At 66.5% G+C, this 21,320-nt stretch carries 17 protein-coding genes; 9 read left to right on the top strand and 8 right to left on the bottom strand.

Annotated features, from left to right (window positions below):
* The first annotated feature begins 94 nt into the window (after positions 1 to 94).
* A complete protein-coding gene (locus ACEN2S_RS20935; RefSeq protein WP_441870148.1) occupies positions 95 to 2,938 on the top strand; it encodes a hypothetical protein in 2,844 nt (947 codons plus the stop codon).
* 169 nt (positions 2,939 to 3,107) lie between these two features.
* Here ACEN2S_RS20935 and ACEN2S_RS20930 read toward each other — a convergent pair whose 3' ends face one another.
* The 3 genes from ACEN2S_RS20930 to purD all read right to left on the bottom strand — a co-directional run bounded on the left by ACEN2S_RS20930 (position 3,108) and on the right by purD (position 6,091).
* Complete coding sequence (locus tag ACEN2S_RS20930) at positions 3,108 to 3,344, bottom strand: DUF2842 domain-containing protein (protein ID WP_441870146.1); 237 nt, start codon at positions 3,342 to 3,344, stop codon at positions 3,108 to 3,110.
* An 87-nt stretch (positions 3,345 to 3,431) separates the two neighbouring features.
* The gene (locus ACEN2S_RS20925; protein WP_441870144.1) at positions 3,432 to 4,724 is read right to left on the bottom strand and encodes an adenylosuccinate synthase; all 1,293 of its coding nucleotides are present in this window, start codon (positions 4,722 to 4,724) and stop codon (positions 3,432 to 3,434) included.
* Between the two features lie 104 nt (positions 4,725 to 4,828).
* The gene (gene purD / locus ACEN2S_RS20920) at positions 4,829 to 6,091 is read right to left on the bottom strand and encodes a phosphoribosylamine--glycine ligase (protein WP_441870142.1); all 1,263 of its coding nucleotides are present in this window, start codon (positions 6,089 to 6,091) and stop codon (positions 4,829 to 4,831) included.
* Positions 6,092 to 6,172: 81 nt separating this feature from the next.
* Between purD and xseA the strand changes: the two genes are divergently transcribed.
* Positions 6,173 to 7,750 carry an exodeoxyribonuclease VII large subunit gene (gene xseA / locus ACEN2S_RS20915; protein WP_441870140.1) on the top strand — a complete coding sequence of 526 codons (1,578 nt, stop codon included), beginning with the start codon at positions 6,173 to 6,175 and terminating at the stop codon, positions 7,748 to 7,750.
* A 105-nt stretch (positions 7,751 to 7,855) separates the two neighbouring features.
* Here xseA and ACEN2S_RS20910 read toward each other — a convergent pair whose 3' ends face one another.
* A complete protein-coding gene (locus tag ACEN2S_RS20910; protein WP_441870138.1) occupies positions 7,856 to 8,269 on the bottom strand; it encodes a hypothetical protein in 414 nt (137 codons plus the stop codon).
* Positions 8,270 to 8,463: 194 nt separating this feature from the next.
* Positions 8,464 to 9,597, bottom strand: a complete 1,134-nt coding sequence (locus ACEN2S_RS20905) for an alkane 1-monooxygenase (protein WP_441870136.1) — start codon at positions 9,595 to 9,597, stop codon at positions 8,464 to 8,466.
* Between the two features lie 183 nt (positions 9,598 to 9,780).
* Between ACEN2S_RS20905 and ftsY the strand changes: the two genes are divergently transcribed.
* The 4 genes from ftsY to ACEN2S_RS20885 are packed head-to-tail and all read left to right on the top strand — an operon-like array spanning position 9,781 to position 12,866.
* Positions 9,781 to 10,863 (top strand): signal recognition particle-docking protein FtsY, encoded by a 1,083-nt coding sequence (gene ftsY / locus ACEN2S_RS20900; RefSeq protein WP_441870134.1) that lies wholly within the window; start codon positions 9,781 to 9,783, stop codon positions 10,861 to 10,863.
* Positions 10,864 to 10,873: 10 nt separating this feature from the next.
* Complete coding sequence (locus ACEN2S_RS20895) at positions 10,874 to 11,296, top strand: hypothetical protein (RefSeq protein ID WP_441870132.1); 423 nt, start codon at positions 10,874 to 10,876, stop codon at positions 11,294 to 11,296.
* A gap of 37 nt (positions 11,297 to 11,333) precedes the next feature.
* The gene (locus ACEN2S_RS20890) at positions 11,334 to 12,233 is read left to right on the top strand and encodes an EamA family transporter (protein WP_441870187.1); all 900 of its coding nucleotides are present in this window, start codon (positions 11,334 to 11,336) and stop codon (positions 12,231 to 12,233) included.
* Positions 12,234 to 12,242: 9 nt separating this feature from the next.
* Positions 12,243 to 12,866 (top strand): inner membrane-spanning protein YciB, encoded by a 624-nt coding sequence (locus tag ACEN2S_RS20885; protein WP_441870130.1) that lies wholly within the window; start codon positions 12,243 to 12,245, stop codon positions 12,864 to 12,866.
* Positions 12,867 to 12,968: 102 nt separating this feature from the next.
* Here ACEN2S_RS20885 and ACEN2S_RS20880 read toward each other — a convergent pair whose 3' ends face one another.
* Together ACEN2S_RS20880 and ACEN2S_RS20875 are read right to left on the bottom strand one after the other, a co-directional pair.
* Positions 12,969 to 13,670 carry a glutathione S-transferase family protein gene (locus ACEN2S_RS20880; RefSeq protein WP_441870128.1) on the bottom strand — a complete coding sequence of 234 codons (702 nt, stop codon included), beginning with the start codon at positions 13,668 to 13,670 and terminating at the stop codon, positions 12,969 to 12,971.
* A gap of 27 nt (positions 13,671 to 13,697) precedes the next feature.
* Complete coding sequence (locus ACEN2S_RS20875) at positions 13,698 to 14,612, bottom strand: hypothetical protein (RefSeq protein ID WP_441870126.1); 915 nt, start codon at positions 14,610 to 14,612, stop codon at positions 13,698 to 13,700.
* A gap of 221 nt (positions 14,613 to 14,833) precedes the next feature.
* On the opposite strand from ACEN2S_RS20875, the gene ACEN2S_RS20870 reads away from it, so the two are divergent.
* From ACEN2S_RS20870 to ACEN2S_RS20860, 3 genes are all read left to right on the top strand, one after another.
* Positions 14,834 to 16,009: an aminotransferase class V-fold PLP-dependent enzyme gene (locus ACEN2S_RS20870; protein WP_441870124.1), complete on the top strand. Its 1,176-nt coding sequence runs from the start codon at positions 14,834 to 14,836 to the stop codon at positions 16,007 to 16,009.
* 97 nt (positions 16,010 to 16,106) lie between these two features.
* A complete protein-coding gene (gene folE2 / locus ACEN2S_RS20865) occupies positions 16,107 to 17,204 on the top strand; it encodes a GTP cyclohydrolase FolE2 (protein ID WP_441870122.1) in 1,098 nt (365 codons plus the stop codon).
* Positions 17,205 to 17,382: 178 nt separating this feature from the next.
* Positions 17,383 to 19,812, top strand: a complete 2,430-nt coding sequence (locus ACEN2S_RS20860) for an ATP-dependent helicase (protein ID WP_441870120.1) — start codon at positions 17,383 to 17,385, stop codon at positions 19,810 to 19,812.
* 330 nt (positions 19,813 to 20,142) lie between these two features.
* Here ACEN2S_RS20860 and ACEN2S_RS20855 read toward each other — a convergent pair whose 3' ends face one another.
* Positions 20,143 to 20,925: a 23S rRNA (adenine(2030)-N(6))-methyltransferase RlmJ gene (locus ACEN2S_RS20855; RefSeq protein WP_441870118.1), complete on the bottom strand. Its 783-nt coding sequence runs from the start codon at positions 20,923 to 20,925 to the stop codon at positions 20,143 to 20,145.
* Positions 20,926 to 21,320: the final 395 nt, after the last annotated feature.

The raw sequence follows: 21,320 nt of genomic DNA, 5'->3' as shown, positions 1-21,320 counted from the left end.
GATACCTTTATTTTGACATTTTTCGTTCATTGGAAAGAACCAGTTTACTTTGATGGTGCTAGACACGGGTAACGGCAGAAAAGCGAGCAAACCAATGGTCGGTGCGAGTAAGATCCTTACAGTATCCTACGGGACATTTTCCTGCACGTTGGAAGGGTTTGACGAGCCGTTCTCGACGATGAAGGCGATTGCCGAATACTTCCGGGATCTGGCGGCGGATGACCGTTACTTCGGGGCGGAACCGCCGACCCCGGACGCGGAAATGCTGCACCGCATTGCCGAGCGCGAGATTCAGCGCCGGGTCGAGACCAAGATTCAGGCGAATGGCGTGATTCTGCGGGCGCATGACGTGCAGGGCACCCAGGGCGCCCCGGCGCCTCAGGCCGCGCGCCCGCAGGCTGATGCCGCGCCCGAGGGTTCGGCGCCGGTCGGTGGTGCGATGACTGAACCGCAGGCGGCGCCTGCGCCGACGCTGGCACCGCTGGTGTTGCATGCCGCACCGCAGGCTCCGGCGGCTGTTGACGTGGCCCCCGTGGCGGCGGCGGCCCCCTTGCAAGCTGCGCCCGTCGAAGCTGCCTCCAGCGAGCATCTGCCTGCCGAGGAAGCCCCCGCCAAAGAAAGCCCCGCCGAAGCTGTTCCCACCGGCGTCGCGCCTGTCGACTCGGCGCCTGCCGCTGCAGCCGGATCCGCCACGGTGCCGGTTTCCGAAACCCCGGCGGCGGCGGTCGAGACCGCGCCCGCAGCCTCGGTTGTCGCCCCGGTGGCGGCGCTTGAGGGGGATGATTCCCTCGAAGGGGAGGCGGCTGAGAGCGATGTGATCGCGCCGCAAAATCTCGATAACAGCGTCGCGGCCAAGCTGCAGCGCATCCGCGCCGCCGTGGCCGACGCCCGCGCCGCAGCTCTGGCTGACACCGGCGCGGAGCCTGCCGAAGGCGATGTCGCCGCCGCGCTGGCCGCGGTGGAACTGGCACCCGCGATGGCCGCGGCACCGGCGGCGCCGGGCGCCGCCGAGACCGCCGAGGCGGATTTCGGCTATGCGCTTGAGGCGGATCTGCCTGCCGTGGCGGAGTCTTCCCAAGACTTGCCGACCCCGGAAGCGGCAGAGAATGACGCCCCGGCGGTGATGCCGGAAGGGCCGGAGGCCTATGACGACGAGGCGGAGGCCCTGGCGCCCGAGCCTTGGGAAATGCCGGTGGCGACCGAGGGCGCCGCGTCCCCGCAAGAGGCGGAGATCTCCGAATCTGTCGATACGGTTGAGGCCGAAGCGATTCTGGCGCGTCTGAGCGGTGGGGTCGGGGCGGCGACGTCGCCGAATGATGAGATGCCGCGCGACGCGGAGCACAAGGTGTCCGAGGCGCTTGTGGAAGCACCTGCGGCGCAGGATGCCTCGTTGGTTGATGATGCGGCCATTCTGGCGGCCCTTTCGGGGCTGGATCTTGCCGCGGGTGCCGATGCTGACCTTGCCGAAGACTCTGACCTTGCCGAAGACCCGGCACAGGCAGAGGACGCTGTGGCACGCGCCGAGGCCGAGGCTGACGCCGAAGACGAAGACGAAGCGGGCGCACCGGACGCGGAAGCTGCGGTGGCAGAGGCCGAACCGGCCCCCGCCGGGGATGCGCCGGTGGCGGAACCGCAGGCTGAGGCCGTGACCGAGGCCGCCCCGGAGACGGCGGTGGCGACGGCCCAGACCGCAGTGGCGCCGGTGCCGCGCCGGGCACGGGTCATCAAGGTCCGGCGCAGTCCCGATGCGGATCTGGCCGCCCTGGCGCAGGATCTGGCGGCTCCGGCCGCCCCGCTGGCGCAAGACGAAGCCGCAGCAGCCGATGCCGCGCCGGAAACGCCGAATGCCCCCGTCGCCGCGGCGTCTGAGCCGGATCTGCGCGCCATCGTCGAGCCGGTGCTGGACCTGAGCGACAGCGGTCTGTCCGCCGAAGACGAAGCGGAACTGCTGCGCGAACTGGCGGCTTTGCAGGATGAAGATGAGGCGGGCGACTCGGCGCTCTCGCCGGAGGCGCCGTTGGACGCGGCAATGTCGGATGCGGCCGCCGGGGCTGATGCAGGTGACACGCCGCCGGTTGCGGCGGCGGCGCCTGAGCCGATCGTCCTGCCGGAAGCGGCCCGTGTGGCCCCTGCCTCGGCCGTGCCCGCCGTGCCCAGCCGTCCGCTCGAGCGCCATGCGGCCTCCTCGCGGGCGGAGCCTGCGGAATCCGATCTCTCGCGGCTGATCAAGGAGACCAACACCAAGCTGGAGGTGCCGGAGAACCGCCGCCGCCTCTCGGCGATTGCGCATCTGAAGGCTGCGGTGGCGGCGACGGTTGCGGACCGCAAGCTGCGTTTTGGCCGGCAAGAGACGGCCGAGGAATCGCAAGAGCGCGCCATTGACCCCTACCGTGAAGACCTGACCCAGGCCGTGCGGCCGCGGCGTCCGGTCAGCTCTTCCCTGTCCGAGGGGCCGAGCCGCCGTCCGGCCGCCCCCGAGCCCGCTCGCCCGACGCCGCTGGTGCTGGTCTCCGAGCAGCGCGTGGATCAAGAGCCGACCTCGGTGCCGCGCGATGCGCCCGTGGTCCGGCCGCGCCGGATTTCCGGGGCAGATCTGCCGGTGACCTTTGAGGATACGGATGAGGATGACGTGCCCTTGTCGCCCGCCGAGGCCAAAAGCTTTGCCGAATTTGCCGGCCGGCTGGGGGCGGAGGCGCTCCCGGATCTGCTGGAAGCCGCCGCGGCCTATACGGCGGCGGTTGAAGGGCGCCCGCATTTCTCGCGCCCGCAGATCATCCGCAAACTCGATGCGGTGAGCGAGGATGAGAGCTACTCGCGCGAGGACAGCCTGCGCTCGTTCGGGATGCTGCTGCGTCAGGGCAAGATCGCCAAGGTCCGGCGCGGCCAGTTCGAGATCACGCAGCAGTCGCGCTATTTCGGGGCGTCCAAACGGGCCTGAGGCCCAACGGTGTTACGCATTCCGTCTTGCTGCTCGCGGATGGAATGGGATCGTCCTGCCAGACGATCAGCAAAGGGGCTGTCCGCGGACAGCCCCTTTGCTTTTGGCCAGAACGTCTTTCGTCAATGTGCCTTCGGCGGCGCGCCGTGGGGCAAACCACAGCCCGCGATCAGTCGCGTTTGGCGTCCGGATCAGGCTGGCCAACGCCCAGAAACACCGATTTCAGCGGCAAAGCCCAGATCACGCCCAGTGCCAGATAGACCGCGACCTCGGCCCAGATCGGCATCCGGCCAAAGCGACCGTCCAGCCAGTTCATCAGCGTCACCGCCACCACGATATAGGCGGGCAGGCCGACCACCAGAACAAGAAGCGCCAGGCGGCGGCGGGTGCGGTATTTCAGGGCCATCAGGCTTCCTCCGGTGGCTAAGGCAATCTGGGGTGCCATATGAAAAGGGGGGCGTCGCCGCCCCCCGGTATCCGTCATGTGACGCGGTCAATCCGCGAAAGGATCGGTGACGAGGATGGTATCGTCGCGCTCCGGGCTGGTCGAGAGCATGGCGACCGGGCATTGGATCAGCTCTTCGATGCGGCGCACATATTTGATCGCGGCGGCGGGCAGATCGGCCCAGCTGCGCGCGCCTTGCGTGCTTTCCTGCCAGCCGTCCATCTCTTCATAGATCGGGGTGACTTTCGCCTGCAGCGCGGCGGCGGTCGGCAGATAGTCGTATTTCACGCCGTCGATCTCATAGCCCACGCAGATTTTCAGCGTCTTGAAACCGTCGAGCACGTCGAGCTTGGTCAGCGCGATGCCGTTGACGCCCGAGATCTGGCAGGTCTGGCGCACCAGCACCGCATCGAACCAGCCGCAGCGGCGCTTGCGCCCGGTGACGGTGCCAAATTCATGGCCGCGCTCGCCCAGACGCTGGCCGTCCGCATCCTCCAGCTCGGTCGGGAAGGGGCCTTCGCCGACGCGGGTGGTATAGGCCTTCACGATCCCCAGCACGAAACCGATGGACGAGGGGCCCATGCCGGTGCCGGTGGCGGCCATGCCCGACATCGTGGTCGAGGAGGTCACGTAGGGATAGGTGCCGAAATCGATGTCGAGGAGCGAGCCCTGCGCGCCCTCGAACAGGATGCGTTTGCCCGCGCGGCGCATCTCACCCAGCACTTTCCAGACCGGGGCGGCATAGGGCAAGAGTTTCGGCGCGATTTCGGCGAGTTTCGCCTCCAGCTCGGCGCGGTCAATCGGCGTGGCGCCAAGGCCGACGCGGAGCGGGTCGTGATGCGCGAGCAGACGGTCGATGCGGGCCGAGAGGGTTTCCGGATCGGCCAGATCGGCGACGCGGATGGTGCGGCGGCCGACTTTGTCTTCATAGGCAGGCCCGATGCCGCGGCCGGTGGTGCCGATCTTGGCTTTGCCCGCGGCTTCTTCGCGCAGCTTGTCCAGATCCTGATGCAGCGGCAGGATCAGCGGGGTGTTTTCCGCGATCATCAGGTTCTCGGTGGAAATTTCCACGCCCTGCGCCGTCAGCTTGTCGATTTCCGAGAACAGCGCCCAGGGGTCGAGCACGACGCCATTGCCGATGACGGCCAGCTTGCCCTTGCGCACGATGCCCGAGGGCAGGAGCGAGAGCTTGAAGACCTGATTGCCGATGACCAACGTATGGCCCGCGTTATGACCGCCCTGAAACCGCGCGATCACATCGGCGCGTTCCGAAAGCCAGTCAACGATCTTGCCTTTCCCCTCGTCACCCCATTGGGCGCCGACGACGACGACATTGGCCATATTCATCTCCTCAGGTCTGAAAACCGCGCCTGCTATAGCGGGATGCGGGGGGCGGGGGAACCGAAAACTGCGCCAAATCCCGGGCGCAGTCTTGCGAATGTCACTTAGAGCGCGCGCCAGCCGATGTCGCGGCGGCAAAAACCCTCGGGCCAGTCGATCTGATCGACCATGGCATAGGCGCGGGCGCGGGCTTCCTCGATCGTGGCGCCACGGGCGGTGATGTTCAGCACCCTGCCGCCATTCGAGAGAATCCTGCCCTCTGCCGCTTTGGTGCCCGCGTGGAACACCATGTTCATGCTGTCCTCGGGCAGGGCAGCCAGTCCTTTGATCTCGCTGCCCTTGGCATAGGCGCCGGGATAGCCATTGGCCGCCATCACCACCGAAAGGGCATGGTCATCGGCCCAGTTCACCTGCGCCTTGTCCAATTCTCCCCGTGCGCAGGCCAAGAGCACGTCGAGCGCCTGCGCGCCCATCCGCATCATCAGCGCCTGACATTCCGGGTCGCCAAAGCGGACGTTATATTCCACCAGCCGCGCTTTGCCGTCCTTGATCATCAGCCCGGCATAGAGCACGCCCTGAAACGGGGTGCCGCGCCGTGCCATTTCGCGCACCGTCGGCAGCACGATCTCATCCAGCGCCGCCTGCGCGATGGCATCGGTCAGCACCGGGGCGGGGGAATAGGCGCCCATGCCGCCGGTGTTCGGGCCGGTGTCGCCGTCTCCCACCCGTTTGTGGTCCTGCGCCGTGCCGACGGGCAGGATGTTCACCCCGTCGGAGAGGATGAAGAAGCTGGCCTCTTCGCCCTCCATGAACTCCTCGATCACCACCTCCGCACCGGCGTCGCCGAATTCACCGCCGAACATATCGTCGATGCCCGAGAGCGCCTCTTCCAGCGTCATCGCCACGATCACGCCTTTGCCTGCGGCCAGACCATCGGCCTTGATCACGATCGGCGCGCCGTTGGCCTCAATATAGGCCTTGGCCGGGGCGGCTTCGGTAAAGCGCGCATAGCCTGCGGTGGGGGCGTTGCAGGCGTCGCAAATCTCTTTGGTGAAGGCTTTCGAGGCCTCCAGCCGGGCGGCGGCGGCCGAAGGGCCAAAGGTCAGGATGCCCGCCGCGCGCAGATCATCGGCAATGCCGACGGCCAAAGGTGCCTCGGGGCCGACCACCACGAAATCAATGGCATTTTCCTCGCAGAAGCTGACCACTTCGCTGCCGGAGAAGATGTCGATATCGGCGCATTCGGCCAGCGCCGCGATTCCGGCATTGCCGGGGGCCACGATCAGACGGTCGCATTTCGGGTTTTGCTTGATCGCCCAGGCCAGCGCATGTTCGCGCCCGCCGCTGCCGAGTACCAGAATGTTCATCGCGCCCTCTCTTGGCCTTCGCTCGCCCGCGTTCTAAGGTCTGGGGAGGATCGAGACAAGCACACATAAGGCGCCGCCCGCATGGATATGTTCGAAGACGACACCCCGGCCCCCGGCGGCAACACGCCCGAGCTGACGGTTTCCGAAATCTCCGGCGCGGTGAAGCGGGTGATCGAGGGCGAGTTTTCCCGCGTGCGGGTGCGCGGCGAGGTGGGGCGCGTCTCGCGTCCCGGCTCGGGGCATCTCTATTTCGACCTCAAGGATGACCGTTCGGTCATCGCCGCCGTTTCGTGGAAGGGGCAGGTGGCGAAAATGACCCAGCGCCCCGAGGAGGGGATGGAGGTTATTGCCACCGGCAAGCTGACCACCTTTCCCGGGCAGTCAAAATATCAGCTGATCGTCGATAATGTCGAACCCGCCGGGGCGGGCGCGTTGATGGCGATGCTGGAAAAGCGGCGGCAGATGCTGATGGCCGAGGGGCTGTTTGAGGCGGGGCGCAAGCAGCCGATCCCCTATCTGCCGGGGGTGATCGGGGTGATCACCTCGCCCAGCGGCGCGGTGATCCGCGATATTCTGCACCGCTTGCGCGACCGTTTTCCCCGGCACGTGCTGATCTGGCCGGTCGCGGTGCAGGGCCAGGCCTGCGCGCCCGAGGTGGCGGCGGCCATTCGCGGCTTTAACGCGCTGCCGGCCGGCGGACGCATCCCGCGCCCCGATCTGTTGATCGTCGCGCGCGGCGGCGGCAGTCTCGAAGACCTTTGGGGGTTCAACGAAGAGATCGTGGTGCGGGCGGCGGCAGAGAGCCGGATTCCGCTGATTTCCGCCGTGGGGCATGAAACGGACACGACGCTGATCGATTTCGCCTCTGACCTGCGCGCGCCCACCCCGACGGCGGCGGCGGAAATGGCGGTGCCTGTGCGGATGGAATTGCTGGCACGTTTGGCCGAGGGCGGCGCACGGATCAGCCGCGCGGTGCAGGCGCGGGGTGATCAGCGGCGGCAACGGCTCGCCGATCTCGCGCGCGGGTTGGGGCGGCCGCAGGCGCTGACCGATCCGGCGCGGCAACGCTTCGATCTGTTTGCCGAGCGGCTCGACCCGGCACTGCGTGGCCTCACCCACCGCAAACGCGCGCAATTCGCGCCGGTGGCGGCGCTGGTGCGGCCCGATCTCTTGCGGCGGTTTCTGGCGGAAGAGCGTCGGCGGCTGACCGAGCGGCATGGCCGCATGGGGCAGGCGCTTTTGCGGTTGCGGGCGGAAGCCGGGCGGCAAAACCTCAAGGATCGCACCGCGCTGACCACGATGGCGGAGCGTCTTGCAGCCGCCCCCCGCGCGCGGCTGGATCAATTGTCTGAACGTCTGCAACGGCTTGAGCGGATGCGGCTGACCTTGGGCTACCGCGAGACCCTCTCGCGTGGCTTTGCCGTGGTGCGGGGCGCGCAGGGGCTGGTGACCGGGGCAGAGGTGGCGGCAGTGGCCCCCTCGCTGGAGATTGAGTTCCACGATGGCCGGGTGGCGGTGGTGCCGCAGAGCGGCGGCGCGCCGGTGCCGCCCGCACCGCAGGCTGCCCCCGCCCCGCAAGCTCCGAAAGCCGCGAAACCGGTGGCCAAACCCAAGCCGATACCGCCCGTCAGCCCGGGGGAACAGGGGTCTTTGTTCTGAAGCGGTCGGCGTACTGAAGCACTGCGGGGCGGCAGGCGCCCCCGGATCTTTGCGGTTTCAGCTCAGATCAGCGTTGCGGCAGGACGCGGGCGGCTGGCCTGCCGCTCACACGCCCACATCCGGGCCATTGCACTGCAACGGCTCGGTGCTTTCGGTCAGCGTGGCGAGCGGCTGGTTCTGCTCATCGCCCTGATATTGCGCGCGCAACCCTTCGGCGGTGTCGAGGAATTTCCAGCATTGCAGCGCCATGTCGGGACCGTAGTCGAAACAGATCTGGCCCGCATTCTCGAACCAGGTGCCCGGCTGGCAATCGCCGTCGGCAAAGGACCACAGGACTTTGTGCCCGGGCAGATATTGCTCCATGCCGTACACGTCGCCATCGGCGGAATAGGTGATCGTCCGCCCCAGGGTGCGGGCGTCGAATTCCTGCTCGTTCAGCGTTTTGTCAGCGGAAGCGGCAGCGGCGGAAATCGCCAGTGTCGCACCAAGGCAAAGCGGCAGGATGACGGAAAGACGCATGGTTAGTCCTCGGTTAAGCGGGCGCTGCGCGACCCTGCCAGAAGCCGCGCTGAGAGAAAAGGGCATCCGTTACAATTGCACTCACATCTGCGCGTGTCTGCCGCGGGCGGGGCTTTGATCGGCGGAGATTTGCGGGCTCCGGTCCCGAGAGGGCCCCGGAAGGGCGGCGGCAGGCGGGGTCTCATGCGCAGCGCTCACCTTCCTGTGGGGCGCAGCGCGGCCAGACGCGGGGCCATGACCCGGCGGAACAGCCGGGGGAACAGCGCCAGCGTCGCCATGACCGGCAAGGAATAGGGCAGGGTGGGGCAGGGGCCGGCCTCTGCCCGCAGACGCAGCGCCGGATAGGGGCGGGCGGGATGCGCGTGGTGATCGCCATGCCGGGGGGCGTTCAGCATCCACAGGCTGCTGGCGGGTTGCGGCGCGTCCCAGCTGTGCGCGGGGCCGACGGGTTCATGCTGGCCCATCCCCAGATCGCGGCGGCGCAACCCGTAATGCTGCACATAATCCGACAAGAGCAGCTGCATCTGCGCATAGCCCGCCAGCGCGATGAGCGCCACGAGGCCGCCCGCGCCAAAGCCGAGCGTGGCCGCCGCCAGCACCGCCACCGCGCCGGTGACATAGAAGAGATAGGGGTTCACCCGGCGCAGATGCCCGCGCATCCGGCGGCCAAAGCGGCCCTCATGCGGGGTGATCCGGCGGCGCAGCGCGGCCTCCATCTCATAGCCCGCGGTGAAACTGCCGCGCCAGGCGCGGGGCGCAAAGGCATAGAAACTCTCGCCCAGGGCGGCGGAATTCGGATCGTCATCGGTGGCGACAAAGCGGTGATGCACCAGCCGGTGCGCCGAGCTGTGATGGCCAAAGAGCAGCGAGGTATAGACCGCGGCACCCAGCCGTTGCAGGCCCCGGCTGCTGCGGTGGATCAGCTCATGCGCGTTGGAATTCGAGACCTGACCGAAGAAGAGGCCATAGCTGAGGAAAATCAGCACACGGCTGCCCCAGCCAAGGCCCGTCGCGCCCGAAAGCGCCGCCACACCCAGCACCAACAGCGGGAAATGCACGAGCGCCAGTGTGACCGACAGCCGGTCGGCGGCGGGAAACTCGGCCCCCTCCGGCGCGTCGGGCAGGGCGGCGCCCGCCAGATGGTCAAAAAGCGCCAGAAACACCGCGATGTAGAGAAAAGCCGCCAGCGCAAAGCCGCCGCCCCAGAACCCGGCTGCCAGCAAGAGGGGAATCGGGGCCAGCGTCACCCCCGCAAAGAGCCGGATCGGCGCGGGGCGCCGGAGCAGGCCGCGCAGGCTGGCAAGGCGCGGAAACGGCAGGGAAATCATCGGGCAATCCCTCTCGCGGGGTTTTCGGGCAGCAGGGGCGGCCACATCCGTGGCCCGGATCAGAGTTGCGATAAAATGCGGCCAAAGCGCGGCGCGCGGCAAAGTCGCGTGAAAATTCGGGTTTATCCTTTCATCATCGGCGCAAATTGACTAGGTGGATCGGGTGCAGTGAAAAGGCCGGATATGTCATTTTTCAACAAGCTCAAGTCGCGTTTGACCCGCTCTTCCAGCCGTCTGGACGAGGGGCTGACCGCCATCGTCTCGGAAGCGGAGACGCCGCAGGAGGCGCCTTCCGCACGGCCCGGGACCGCTGCCGTGTCGCTGGCGACACCGGCGCCGGTCGCGGAGCCTGCGGCTGATGCCGCGCGGCCGGGGCTTTTGGGCCGCCTTCTGGGCCGCGAGGCCGCGCCGCAGGCTGAGGCGCCGCGCCGCGTGCTCGACGATGCGATGCTCGAGCGGCTGGAAGAGCTGTTGATCCAATCCGACATGGGGGTGGAGACCGCGCTGCGCGTTGCCGCCAATCTGGCCGAGGGCCGCATGGGGCGCAGGCTGTCCGTGGCCGAGATCAAGGGGCTGATGGCCGCCGAGATCACCCGGATCATGGAGCCGGTGGCGCGCCCGCTGCCGATCTATCCGAAAAAGCCGCAGGTGGTGCTGGTGGTGGGCGTCAATGGCTCGGGCAAGACCACGACCATCGGCAAGCTGGCCTCGCAGTTCCGCGCCGCCGGGAAATCGGTGGTGATCGCGGCGGGCGACACGTTCCGCGCGGCGGCGGTCGAGCAATTGCAGGTCTGGGGCCAGCGCGCCGGGGTACCGGTGATGACCGCCCCCGAAGGCTCGGACCCTGCCAGCCTTGCCTTTGACGCGATGACCCGCGCCGAAGCGGAGGGCGCCGATCTTTTGCTGATCGACACGGCGGGGCGGTTGCAGAACCGCGCGGATCTGATGGAGGAGCTGGCCAAGATCGTGCGGGTGATCCGCAAGAAAGACCCTTCCGCGCCGCACAACACCCTTCTCGTGCTGGATGCGACCACCGGGCAGAACGCGCTCAATCAGGTGGAAACCTTCCGCAAACTGGCCGATGTCTCGGGGCTGGTGATGACCAAGCTCGACGGCACCGCGCGTGGCGGCGTGCTGGTGGCGCTGGCCGACCGCTTTGGCCTGCCGATCCATGCCATCGGTCTGGGCGAGCAGATCGACGATCTGGCCCCGTTCGATCCGGCGGAATTCGCCCGCGCGCTGGTTGGCGACACCGAAACTGTCTGAGGCGCTGCGCATGACACTCCCTTCCATGATCGAAATCGCGGCCTGCGTGGACCGTCAGCCCGGCGCCGTGGCGTTGAGCGAGCTGTTGGAGCATGACCGCCTTGCCCCCGAGGATGCCGCCTGCCCGGGCCCCGAGATGTGCGGTCTGCGCGCGCTCTATGCCGCCTGGCATGGCGAGGAGCTGGTGGGCTATGGCGGTTTGTGCTGGAGCGGCGACAGCCTGCCGCGCGTCTGTGACGTCGCGGTTGCGCGGGCGCATCGCGGGATGATGCTGGAAGATGCGATGATCGACGTGTTGCTTGAGGATTACGCCCAGGACCCCGAGGGGGGCGAATGGGTGGTGGGATTGCACGGCGCGCGCCATGATGTGACCGAGCGGATCGCGCGGATCACCGCCACCCGCGCCGCCCTGATGATGTCGGAGCCGCTGTGACGATGCGCCTGACCCGCGCAGAAGGGTCGCCGGGATGATCGTCGACTGGCTGATCGGGCTGGAGGGGACGGATGCCGGGCGGCAGGTTGCGGTGGGGCTCGCGCTGCTGGCCGCGCTCGCACATGCGTTTTTCGGTGCGCTGCAAAAGGGGCGGTTCGACCCCTGGCTGATGCGCGGGGCCATCGACATCTTCTATTTCCTGATGGCGCTGCCCTTCGCGCTGTTCGTGGTGCCCTGGCCCGAGCCGCATATGTGGCCGATCTTTGCCGGGGTCTTTGTGATCCACACGCTCTATAAATTCCTGCAAGCTGCGGCCTATACGCGCGGTGCCTATACGGTGGTCTATCCGGTGGTACGCGGCACCGGGCCGCTTTTTGCCGTCATCGGTTCGGGGCTGGTTTTTGGCGAGCATTTCACCGCCGGACAATGGACCGGGGTGGCGGTGCTGTGCAGCGGCATCTTTGGCCTCGCCCTGTACAACTACCGCCATGTGACCGTGGCGCGGGACACGCTGGTGCCCGCCCTCGGCATGGCGGTGCTGACCGGGGCTTTCGTGGCGATCTACACCACCTATGATGCCTATGGCATCCGCGCCACCGCCGACCCCTTCACCTTCCTTGCGTGGTTTTTCGTGGTGGATGGCATGGTGATGCCCTTTGTCGTGGCCCGCCGGATGGCGCGGCTGCCGTCCAGCGACCTTGTGCCGCTGTTGAAAAAGGGGTTTCTGGGGGCGCTGGTCGCCTATGTCAGCTTTGGGGCCATCATGCTGGCGACCCGGGTGGGGCATGTCGGCGAAGCGGCGGTACTGCGCGAGACCTCAACGGTCTTTGCGGCGGCCATCGGCTGGCTGGTTCTGGGCGAAAGCACCGGGCCGCGGCGGGTGGCATTGATGACGATGATCGCGGCGGGTGCCGTGATCGTGAAACTGGCAGGATAGGAGCAGGTCATGGCGGGCCGCAAGATCAATCCCTGGCTGAAACTGGGGCTGGAATTCGGGCCGGTGCTGGCCTTTTTCATCGCCTTTTCGCGGATGAAAGACCTGCATTACACCATCGGCGGCACGGAATATTCCGGCTTTATCCTCGCCACGGCGGGGTTCATCCCGTTGATGGTGGTGGCGACGCTGGTGCTCTGGCGGCTGACCGGGCGGCTGGCGCCGATGCAGGTGGCTACTTTGGTGCTGGTGGTGGTGTTCGGCGGCCTCTCGGTCTGGCTGAATGACGAGCGGTTCTTCAAGATGAAGCCGACGATGATCTACCTGCTGTTTGCGGGCGTGCTCAGCCTTGGCCTGATCCGCGGCAAGATCTGGCTGGCGCTGGTGATGGAGGAAGTGCTGCCGATGCGCCCCGAGGGCTGGGTGATCCTGACCCGGCGGCTGATCGGGTTTTTCTTCGCCCTCGCGGTGGCGAATGAGGTGATCTGGCGCACGATGTCGGATCAGACATGGGTCAATTTCAAGACCTTCGGCCTGACCGCGCTGATGATGGTGTTCTTCTTTTCGCAGGCAAAACTCTTTGAGAAATATGCGCTGCCCGAAGAGGAAAAGGCCGGGGATGAGCCCGAGGCCTGAGCATCGGGTACCGGGCCAGGCACAGGGCCAAGAAAGCTCCGGGATATGAAAAGGGGGCGGTTGCCGGACATATCCCGCAACCGCCCCCCGTTGCTTTCGGCTTCAGCGTTTGAACAAGAGCGCCTGCGCGGCCTTGTCGGTGGTCAGGTCACTGCGGCTCTCGGCGGCGACGGCGCTGCCGCGCTGCACGCCCGGGCGCGCGCCAATCTGATCGAGCCAGCGGGCGAGGTTCGGCTTGTCCTCGAGCGTTTGCTGTTGCCCTTCCCAGCGGTAGGCCCAGGGCCAGATGGCGAAATCGGCGATGGAGAGGAAATCCCCCGCCACATATTCGTTGTCGGCCAGACGGCGGTCGAGCACGCCATAAAGCCGTGCCACTTCCTTGCGGTAGCGGTCCTTGGCATAGGGAAGGTCCTGCGGCGGCTCCATCGCGGGGGCGTATTTCAGGAAATGGTGCGCCTGACCGGCCATCGGGCCAACGCCGCCCATCTGCCACATCAGCCATTCCTCCACCGCCACCCGGTCGCGCTCGGATGTGCCGTAGAACTGGCCGCTCTTGCGGGCGAGATATTGCAGGATCGCCCCGGATTCAAAGACCGAGATCGGCGCGCCATCCGGCCCCTCGGGGTCGATGATCGCGGGCATGCGGTTGTTGGGCGAGAATTTCAGAAAGGCCGGGTCGAATTGCTCGCCCTTGCCGATGTTCACCAGCTTGACCGTATAGGGAAGGCCCATTTCCTCGAGGGCAATGCTGACCTTCCAGCCGTTGGGCGTCGGCCAATAATAAAGCTCAATCGGGTTTGGCATCGGGGATTCCTTTTGCGATTTGGGGCGTCAGGATGACAGGTTGCGCCGCGCGGACAAGGGCAGCCGCAGCGGCGGGCGCGCAAAAAGCCGCGACCAGCGCGGGGCCTGACGCTGCGGCAATTGCCGCGCCAGCCAGGGCAGGGGCAGGCGGGCGGGGTCGCGCAGGAGTGCGGCGTAAAGGTCAAAGAGCCCCTCGCGCATATAGGCGGACCAGTGGCAAATCCGCTCTTCCCCCGGCGCGATCTGAAAACCGAGGGTGCCGAGGGCGGCGAGGCTCTCGTCATCGTCGATTTGCAGATCGAGCCAGTTGCGCGCGGCCCCGCCCAGCCCCATGCCGATGGAGGCGGCACCGCGCGCGCCCAGGAGCATCTCCAGCCCGAAGTCAAAGAGGTCATTGGCGCGGGCGGTGACATTGATCACCTCTGCCGCGCGGCCCGCCGGGCTGGCCATTGCGGCGAGCGCAGGCGCGGTGAACTCCGCGCCATAGAGCATGACAAGGCGCCCGACGCAGCCCGCGGGCAAGAGCGGCAGCGCCTGCAGCGCGACCCGGGCGCCCATCGAATGACAGATGACCTCAACCCGGCGTCCGGCGGCCTGCACCAGAAGCGGGATCATCCGTGCCAGAGCGGCGGCGGCCTCCGGCGCATGGGCATAGGCGTCAGAGAGCGTGCCCATCGCCTCCCAGCCGAACGCCACCGCAAGGCCCTCGGCGCGGGTGCCGGTGCCAAAGCCCAGGGCGCGCGGCCAGCTGATCACCCCGCGCTGGGTGATGCCGGGATCGAGCGAGAGGATATGGTCATGCGGATCATTGGCGGGGTCCTGCGGCGAAAAGCGGTAGCCGTGCAGCATCACGATGATCGGCGCGCCGGGGGGCAGGGCGCGGGCCTCGGCCAAGAGAGCTTCGGGCAGGGGATCGTCTTCGGTGACGGCAATCAATGGCATGATGCACCTTTGAAAATCTCGACGGGCGCGGGCGCCCCGGTTCAGGGAGGTAACCCGCAAGGCAGGCCGAAAGTTTCCGATGCACGGCTTTGTGCAGGGCAGCCATGCGGCAAACGCCCCGGCGGGCCCGCGCAGGGGGCCGTTTTGGTTGACCGGCAGCCCGCCCCGCGCTATCGCGGCAAAGCGCGGCAGTGACGCCCGCAGATGATGAGGCCCGGACCATGACCGATTGGAAGACCCGCACGAAACTCGTCCACGAAGGCATCCGCCGGAGCCAATATGGCGAGATGGCCGAGGCGATCTTTCTGACACAGGGTTTTGTCTATCCGACCGCAGAGGCCGCAGAGGCGCGCTTTCTCTCGGCGGGGGATGATGAGTTCATCTATGCCCGCTACGGCAACCCGACCACGCGGATGTTCGAGGACCGGATTGCCGCGATCGAGGGCACCGAAGACGCTTTTGCCTGCGCCTCGGGGATGGCCGCGATCAACGGCGCGCTGACCTCTCTCGTCAAAGCGGGCGACCATATCGTCGCGGCGCGGCAGATGTTCGGCTCGTGTCTGCATATCCTCAAGGTGTTGCAGGGCTTTGGGGTTGAGGTGACGCTGGTGGACGGCACCAAGCTGGACGCCTGGCAGGCCGCGATGCGCCCCGAGACCAAGATCTGCTTCTTTGAAAGCGTGTCGAACCCCGGGCTGGAAGTGATCGACATCGCGGGCGTCGCCGCGATTGCCCATGCGCAGGGCGCGGTGGTGGTGGTGGACAATGTCTTCTCCTCGCCGATCTATTCCAATGCCGTGGCGCAGGGCGCGGATGTCATCGTTTATTCGACCACCAAGCATATCGACGGCGGTGGCCGGGCATTGGGTGGTGTGGTGTGCGGCACCAAGGACTATATCCGCGGTCCGCTCGAGACCTATCTCAAGCACACCGGCGGCGCGATGAGCCCGTTCCACGCCTGGATCATGCTGTCGGGCATGCAGACGCTGGATCTGCGGGTGCGGGCGCAGGCGGCGAATGCCGAAGCGGTGGCGCGCGCGGTGGAGGGGCATGCCCAGATCGCGCGCACGATCTATCCGGGGCTGGCAAGCCATCCGCAGCATGCGCTTGCCATGGCGCAGATGGGCTCGGGCGGGACGATGGTCTGTCTCGACCTCAAGGGCGGCAAGGAGGCGGCGTTCCGTTTCCTCAATGCGCTGGAGATCGTGAAAATCTCGAACAACCTCGGGGATGCGAAATCCATCGCCACGCATCCGACCACCACGACGCATAAGAACCTGTCCGAAGAAGAGCGTGCGGTGATTGGCATCACCCCGGGACTGGTGCGGATTTCGCTGGGCATCGAGGATGGGTCGGATCTGGTCGCCGATATTTCGCACGCATTGGATATGATCTGATCACGCGGCCCCTGCGTAGACAGTGGACAAAGCAACGGGCCGCCCCATCTAAGGTGCGGGCCGGGGCGTTTCCGGGGGCCAACAGGGGGCTGGGCTGATGAACATTCAGGGCAAGATCGAGGATGCGCCGGACCGCGCCGAAGCGGCTGCGGCGCTCGACCTGCTGCGCCTTTGGGCCGCAGGGGCCACGGCCACGGAAATTGCCACGCTGGACCCGGCGATCGCCCGTCTCCTGCCCGGGCGCGACGCCACGCCATACCCCGATCTGAAACGGGCCTATCCGGCGGAATTCGCGGCGGATGCGGCCTATAAGGCGGGGCTGCCCGATCTGCAGAACGGCCCGGCCAGCCTGATCGTCGGGGCGAAAACCCAGATCCAGCATGTGGGGATTTCCAATTTCCGCCTGCCGATCCGCTATCAGTCGCGCGGCGCCGCCGATCTGACGCTGGAGACCAGCGTCACCGGCACCGTCAGCCTGGAGGCCGAGAAAAAGGGCATCAACATGAGCCGCATCATGCGCTCCTTTTATGCCCATGCGGAAAGCACCTTCAGCTTCGCGGTGATGGAAGCGGCGCTGGATGACTATAAAACCGATCTGGAGAGCTTTGACGCGCGCATCCAGATGCGGTTCTCGTTCCCGATGAAGGTGGAGAGCCTGCGCTCGGGCCTGTCGGGCTGGCAGTATTACGATATTGCGCTGGAACTGGTGGAACAGGCCGGGCTGCGCAAGAAGATCGTGCATCTGGATTACGTCTATTCCTCGACCTGCCCCTGTTCGCTGGAACTGTCGGAACATGCGCGGATGACGCGGGGCCAGCTGGCGACGCCGCATTCGCAACGCTCGGTCGCGCGGATCTCGGTGGTGGTCGAGCCGGGGCGGGTGCTCTGGTTCGAGGATCTGATCGATATGGCGCGGCTGGCGGTGCCGACCGAAACGCAGGTGATGGTGAAGCGCGAGGATGAGCAGGCTTTTGCCGAGCTGAACGCCGCCAATCCGATCTTTGTGGAAGATGCGGCGCGGGCCTTTGCGGGCGTGCTGCTGGCCGATCCGCGGGTGGGGGATTTCCGGGTGGTGGCCAGCCATCAGGAAAGCCTGCATTCGCATGATGCGGTGAGCCTGTTGGTCGAAGGACCGACCTTTGCCGCCGAGAGCCTCGATCCTTTGCTTTTCGCCTCGCTGATCCACCGCGGGTGAGTCGGGCGGGCAGGCTCCGTCAGGGGCGCCCGGGGGCGACGCCGGGGGCTGTCTGCCCCCGGACCCCCGAAGGTATTTCAGCCAAGAAGAAAGTGCTTGGGAAGAATTGGCGTGCGGGTTGCGAACATTTGCGGAACATGGGCTTTTCAGTTCCGTTGCGGCGCGCTAGGTTGGGTCCATGAACGGATATGATGAAGATGACGCCTTCGAGGGCGCTGCGCGGGCCGCTTCGGCGCCTTCCCAAGGCTTGAGTCTGTCGCAGCGCGCGATGGGGATGCGGGCGGCGGCGCCGGCACCCTATCTTGACGGGTTGAACCCGGCGCAGCGGCAGGCGGTCGAGGCGCTGGACGGGCCGGTGCTGATGCTGGCGGGGGCAGGGACCGGCAAGACCAAGGCGCTGACCGCGCGGATCGCGCATCTTTTGGTGACCGGCCGGGCGCAGCCGAATGAGATTTTGGCGGTGACCTTCACCAACAAGGCCGCGCGCGAGATGAAGGAGCGGGTGGGGCGTCTGCTGGGGCAATCGGTGGAGGGGGTGCCGTGGCTCGGCACCTTTCACGCGATCTGTGTGAAGCTGCTCAGGCGGCATGCGGAGCTGGCGGGGCTGAAGTCGAATTTCACCATTCTGGACACGGATGATCAGATCCGGCTGATGAAGCAGCTGATCATTGCCGGGCAAATGGATGAAAAGCGCTGGCCCGCGCGGCAGCTGGCGGGAATCATTGACGGTTGGAAGAACCGGGCGCTGACGCCTGCGCGGGTGCCTTCGGCCGAGGCGGGGGCGTTCAACAACCGCGGATCGGAGCTGTATGCGGCCTATCAGGAGCGGCTTCGGGCGCTGAATGCCTGTGATTTTGGCGACCTGCTCTTGCATATGGTCAGCATCTTTCAGGCGCATCCCGATATTCTGGCGCAGTATCAGCGGCGGTTCCGCTACATTCTGGTGGATGAATATCAAGACACCAATGTCGCGCAATATCTCTGGCTGCGGCTTTTGGCGCAGGCGCATCGCAACATCTGCTGTGTCGGCGATGACGATCAGTCGATTTACGGCTGGCGCGGCGCCGAGGTGGGCAACATCCTGCGGTTCGAGAAGGATTTTCCGGGTGCGGTGGTGGTGCGGCTGGAGCAGAATTACCGCTCGACCGAGCATATTCTGGCCGCCGCTTCCGGGCTGATCGCGGCCAATGCCGGGCGGCTCGGCAAGACGCTCTGGACCGACAGCACGGGCGGCGAGAAGGTGCGGCTGATCGGCCATTGGGACGGCGAGGAAGAGGCGCGCTGGATCGGCGAAGAGGTCGAGGCGCTGCAGCGGGGCACGCGCGGTCAGGATCCGGTGGGTCTGGATGATCAGGCGATTCTGGTGCGGGCCAGCCATCAGATGCGGGCCTTTGAGGATCGGTTTCTGACCATCGGTCTGCCCTATCGGGTGATCGGGGGCCCGCGATTCTATGAGCGGCTCGAGATCCGCGATGCGATGGCCTATTTCCGGCTCTCGGTCTCGCCCGAGGATGATCTGGCCTTTGAGCGGGTGGTGAATACGCCCAAGCGGGGCCTCGGCGACAAGGCGCAGCAGGTGATCCAGACCACGGCGCGGGCCGAAGGGGTGGGCCTGCTCGAAGGCGCGCGGATCGTGCTGGCGGAGGGGCGGATCACCGGCAAGGGGGCGGGGCAGCTCCGCGCCTTTGTCGAGGGGATCGACCGCTGGCACCGCGCGATCGGGCAGGGGGTCAGCCATATCGAGATTGCCGAGCAAATTCTGGAGGAATCCGGCTATACCGCCATGTGGCAGGCCGACAAGACACCAGAGGCGCCGGGGCGGCTCGAGAACCTCAAGGAACTCGTCAAGGCGCTGGAGCAGTTCGAGAATCTGCAGGGGTTCCTTGAGCACGTTTCGCTGATCATGGAGAATGAGCAGGAAGAGGCGACCGAAAAGGTCAGCATCATGACTCTGCATGCGGCCAAGGGCCTGGAGTTTCCGGCGGTATTCCTGCCCGGCTGGGAGGATGGTTTGTTCCCCAGCCAGCGGTCGATGGACGAATCGGGTCTGAAGGGTGTCGAGGAAGAGCGGCGGCTGGCCTATGTGGGGATCACCCGGGCCGAGAAGGTCTGCACGATTTCCTTTGCGGGGAACCGCCGGGTCTATGGCCAGTGGCAATCGGCGCTGCCCTCGCGGTTCATTGATGAGCTGCCGGGCGATCATGTCGAGGTGCTGACGCCGCCGGGCCTTTATGGCGGGGGCTTTGGCGCGGCAGGCGGGGCCGGGTTTGGCGGCGGTTTCGGCGGTGGTTTTGGCGGCAGCAGCGGGATTGAAGACCGCGCGATGAAGGCCGATGTCTATAATTCACCGGGCTGGAAGCGGTTGCAGGACCGGGCCGGGCAGCGCGGCATGGGGCAGCCGCGCGAGAGCCGGCATCCGGTGATCGATCTGACCGCTGTCTCGGCCTTTACCCTGGGCGACCGGGTGTTCCACAAGAAATTCGGCTATGGCGCGGTGATCGGGATCGAGGGTGACAAGCTCTCGGTCGATTTCGAAAAGGCGGGCGAGAAGAAAATCGTCGCCGGGTTCGTGGTGCCCGCGGATGAGGTGGATGACCTGCCGTTTTGAGGCAGGCGGGCCTGTGTGGCGCGGTGGTCCGGGGGCTGTTTTTGCGGTGAGGCCGGGGGTTTCACACCCCCGGACCCCCGTGGGATATTTTTGATCAGGCAAAGTCAGGGGTGATCTGTCGTGCTTTGGGGCCGTGCTGGTCGCGCGCATGGCGTTGATCTGTTCGCGGCTCTGTCTGATCTGTCTGGCCTGCCCGATGGCGGGATGCGGGCGGGACCGGCGGACACCGATGCGGCCGGGGTCGCGGGACGGATGGGGCGGCAGGGCAGGCGGCCCTTTGTGGCTTTGGAGTAATGGCACGCGCCGCTGCCGGGGCGGCGCGCCTTTGGCCTAGCGGCGCAGGGCGGCGAAGATCGCGCCGAGGCGGCTGGCCTCTTCCTGACTGCCCCAGGGCGCATTGATCACGAACATGCCGGAGCCGATCATGCCGTGGCCTTCGCGGGCGGGCGGGAACATCACCTCGTGGCAGAGCGCCTCCGGATGCGCATTGGTCAGCGCCATCCGCATCGACAAATGCGCGGCGCTGGTCAGGATCGGGTACCAGAGGGCAATCGTGCCGACATTCCATTTGCGGGCGATCTGGCCGATGACTTTCGGGATCGTCTCGTAATCTTCCTTCATCTCATAACTCGGGTCGATCAGCAAAACGCCGCGGCGCGGGGTGGGCGGCGTCATTGCCATCGCCATTTCCAAACCGTCGCGCTTATGGGTCAGCACCCGGTGCGGCGCGAGGTTTTCCGCCAGCGCCGCAAATTCCTGCGGGTGCAGTTCGGCCAGATGGATGGCGTCGATCTGCCGCAAGAGGAGCGCGGCCAGCATCGGCGAGCCGGGATAGGCCTGCGCGCCATAAAGCTTGCGGGTCTCCGCCAGCGCCCGGCGGTAGGGGTGGGTTGCCGGCAGCCGCTCTTCCAGCCGCAGGATGCCTTGGGCGGCCTCGCCGGTCTTGCGCGCCTCGGCGGCGTCCAGCGCGTAGAGGCCGCGGCCCGCATGGGTTTCCATGTAGGTCAGCGGTTTCTCTTTCTGGATCAGATAGTCGAGGATGAAGGCCATCAGCGCGTGCTTGTGCACATCGGCCAGATTTCCGGCGTGGTAGATGTGTTGGTACGACAGCATGAGGGAACCTTTCCAAGGGGACTGCCCGGTCATGCAACGCCGCGCGGCGCCATGCAAGGGATGCAAGGCGCGGGCCGGACGATCAGTCACATTTTGGGGTTTTTAAATGGAAACGACGGCACCCAGGGAGGAGGAGGGGTGCCGCCGTTCTGAACCTGGGCCTCAGGGAGGAGGAGGAGGCCCTTGATTCTGGTGCGGTCCGCTCCAGGGAGGAGGAGGGAGCGACCGCGGGTTCACCTTTGCCCCAGGGAGGAGGAGGGGGCGCAGGCTATGGGTTCGGTGCTGCCCTCAGGGAGGAGGAGGAGAGCAGCACCTATAACGATCGGCCCAGGGAGGAGGAGGGGCCTTTCGCGTCTCGTTTGGGCCATCGGGGCCCGGAATGGGGTGGCGGTACC

This window comes from Phaeovulum sp. W22_SRMD_FR3 (assembly GCF_052113705.1).
Taxonomy (GTDB): Bacteria; Pseudomonadota; Alphaproteobacteria; order Rhodobacterales; family Rhodobacteraceae; genus JBGQOG01.
The sequence above is the reverse complement of the archived record's forward strand: the minus strand, read 5'-3'. Positions and strand labels throughout refer to the sequence as shown.

Bases quoted from the DNA above. Each gene is read 5' to 3' on its own strand.
- ACEN2S_RS20935 (WP_441870148.1), top strand. From the start codon at position 95: ATGGTCGGTGCGAGTAAGATCCTTACAGTATCCTACGGGACATTTTCC.
- ACEN2S_RS20930 (WP_441870146.1), bottom strand. From the start codon at position 3,344: ATGGCCCTGAAATACCGCACCCGCCGCCGCCTGGCGCTTCTTGTTCTG.
- ACEN2S_RS20925 (WP_441870144.1), bottom strand. From the start codon at position 4,724: ATGGCCAATGTCGTCGTCGTCGGCGCCCAATGGGGTGACGAGGGGAAA.
- purD (WP_441870142.1), bottom strand. From the start codon at position 6,091: ATGAACATTCTGGTACTCGGCAGCGGCGGGCGCGAACATGCGCTGGCC.
- xseA (WP_441870140.1), top strand. From the start codon at position 6,173: ATGGATATGTTCGAAGACGACACCCCGGCCCCCGGCGGCAACACGCCC.
- ACEN2S_RS20910 (WP_441870138.1), bottom strand. From the start codon at position 8,269: ATGCGTCTTTCCGTCATCCTGCCGCTTTGCCTTGGTGCGACACTGGCG.
- ACEN2S_RS20905 (WP_441870136.1), bottom strand. From the start codon at position 9,597: ATGATTTCCCTGCCGTTTCCGCGCCTTGCCAGCCTGCGCGGCCTGCTC.
- ftsY (WP_441870134.1), top strand. From the start codon at position 9,781: ATGTCATTTTTCAACAAGCTCAAGTCGCGTTTGACCCGCTCTTCCAGC.
- ACEN2S_RS20895 (WP_441870132.1), top strand. From the start codon at position 10,874: ATGACACTCCCTTCCATGATCGAAATCGCGGCCTGCGTGGACCGTCAG.
- ACEN2S_RS20885 (WP_441870130.1), top strand. From the start codon at position 12,243: ATGGCGGGCCGCAAGATCAATCCCTGGCTGAAACTGGGGCTGGAATTC.
- ACEN2S_RS20880 (WP_441870128.1), bottom strand. From the start codon at position 13,670: ATGCCAAACCCGATTGAGCTTTATTATTGGCCGACGCCCAACGGCTGG.
- ACEN2S_RS20875 (WP_441870126.1), bottom strand. From the start codon at position 14,612: ATGCCATTGATTGCCGTCACCGAAGACGATCCCCTGCCCGAAGCTCTC.
- ACEN2S_RS20870 (WP_441870124.1), top strand. From the start codon at position 14,834: ATGACCGATTGGAAGACCCGCACGAAACTCGTCCACGAAGGCATCCGC.
- folE2 (WP_441870122.1), top strand. From the start codon at position 16,107: ATGAACATTCAGGGCAAGATCGAGGATGCGCCGGACCGCGCCGAAGCG.
- ACEN2S_RS20860 (WP_441870120.1), top strand. From the start codon at position 17,383: ATGAACGGATATGATGAAGATGACGCCTTCGAGGGCGCTGCGCGGGCC.
- ACEN2S_RS20855 (WP_441870118.1), bottom strand. From the start codon at position 20,925: ATGCTGTCGTACCAACACATCTACCACGCCGGAAATCTGGCCGATGTG.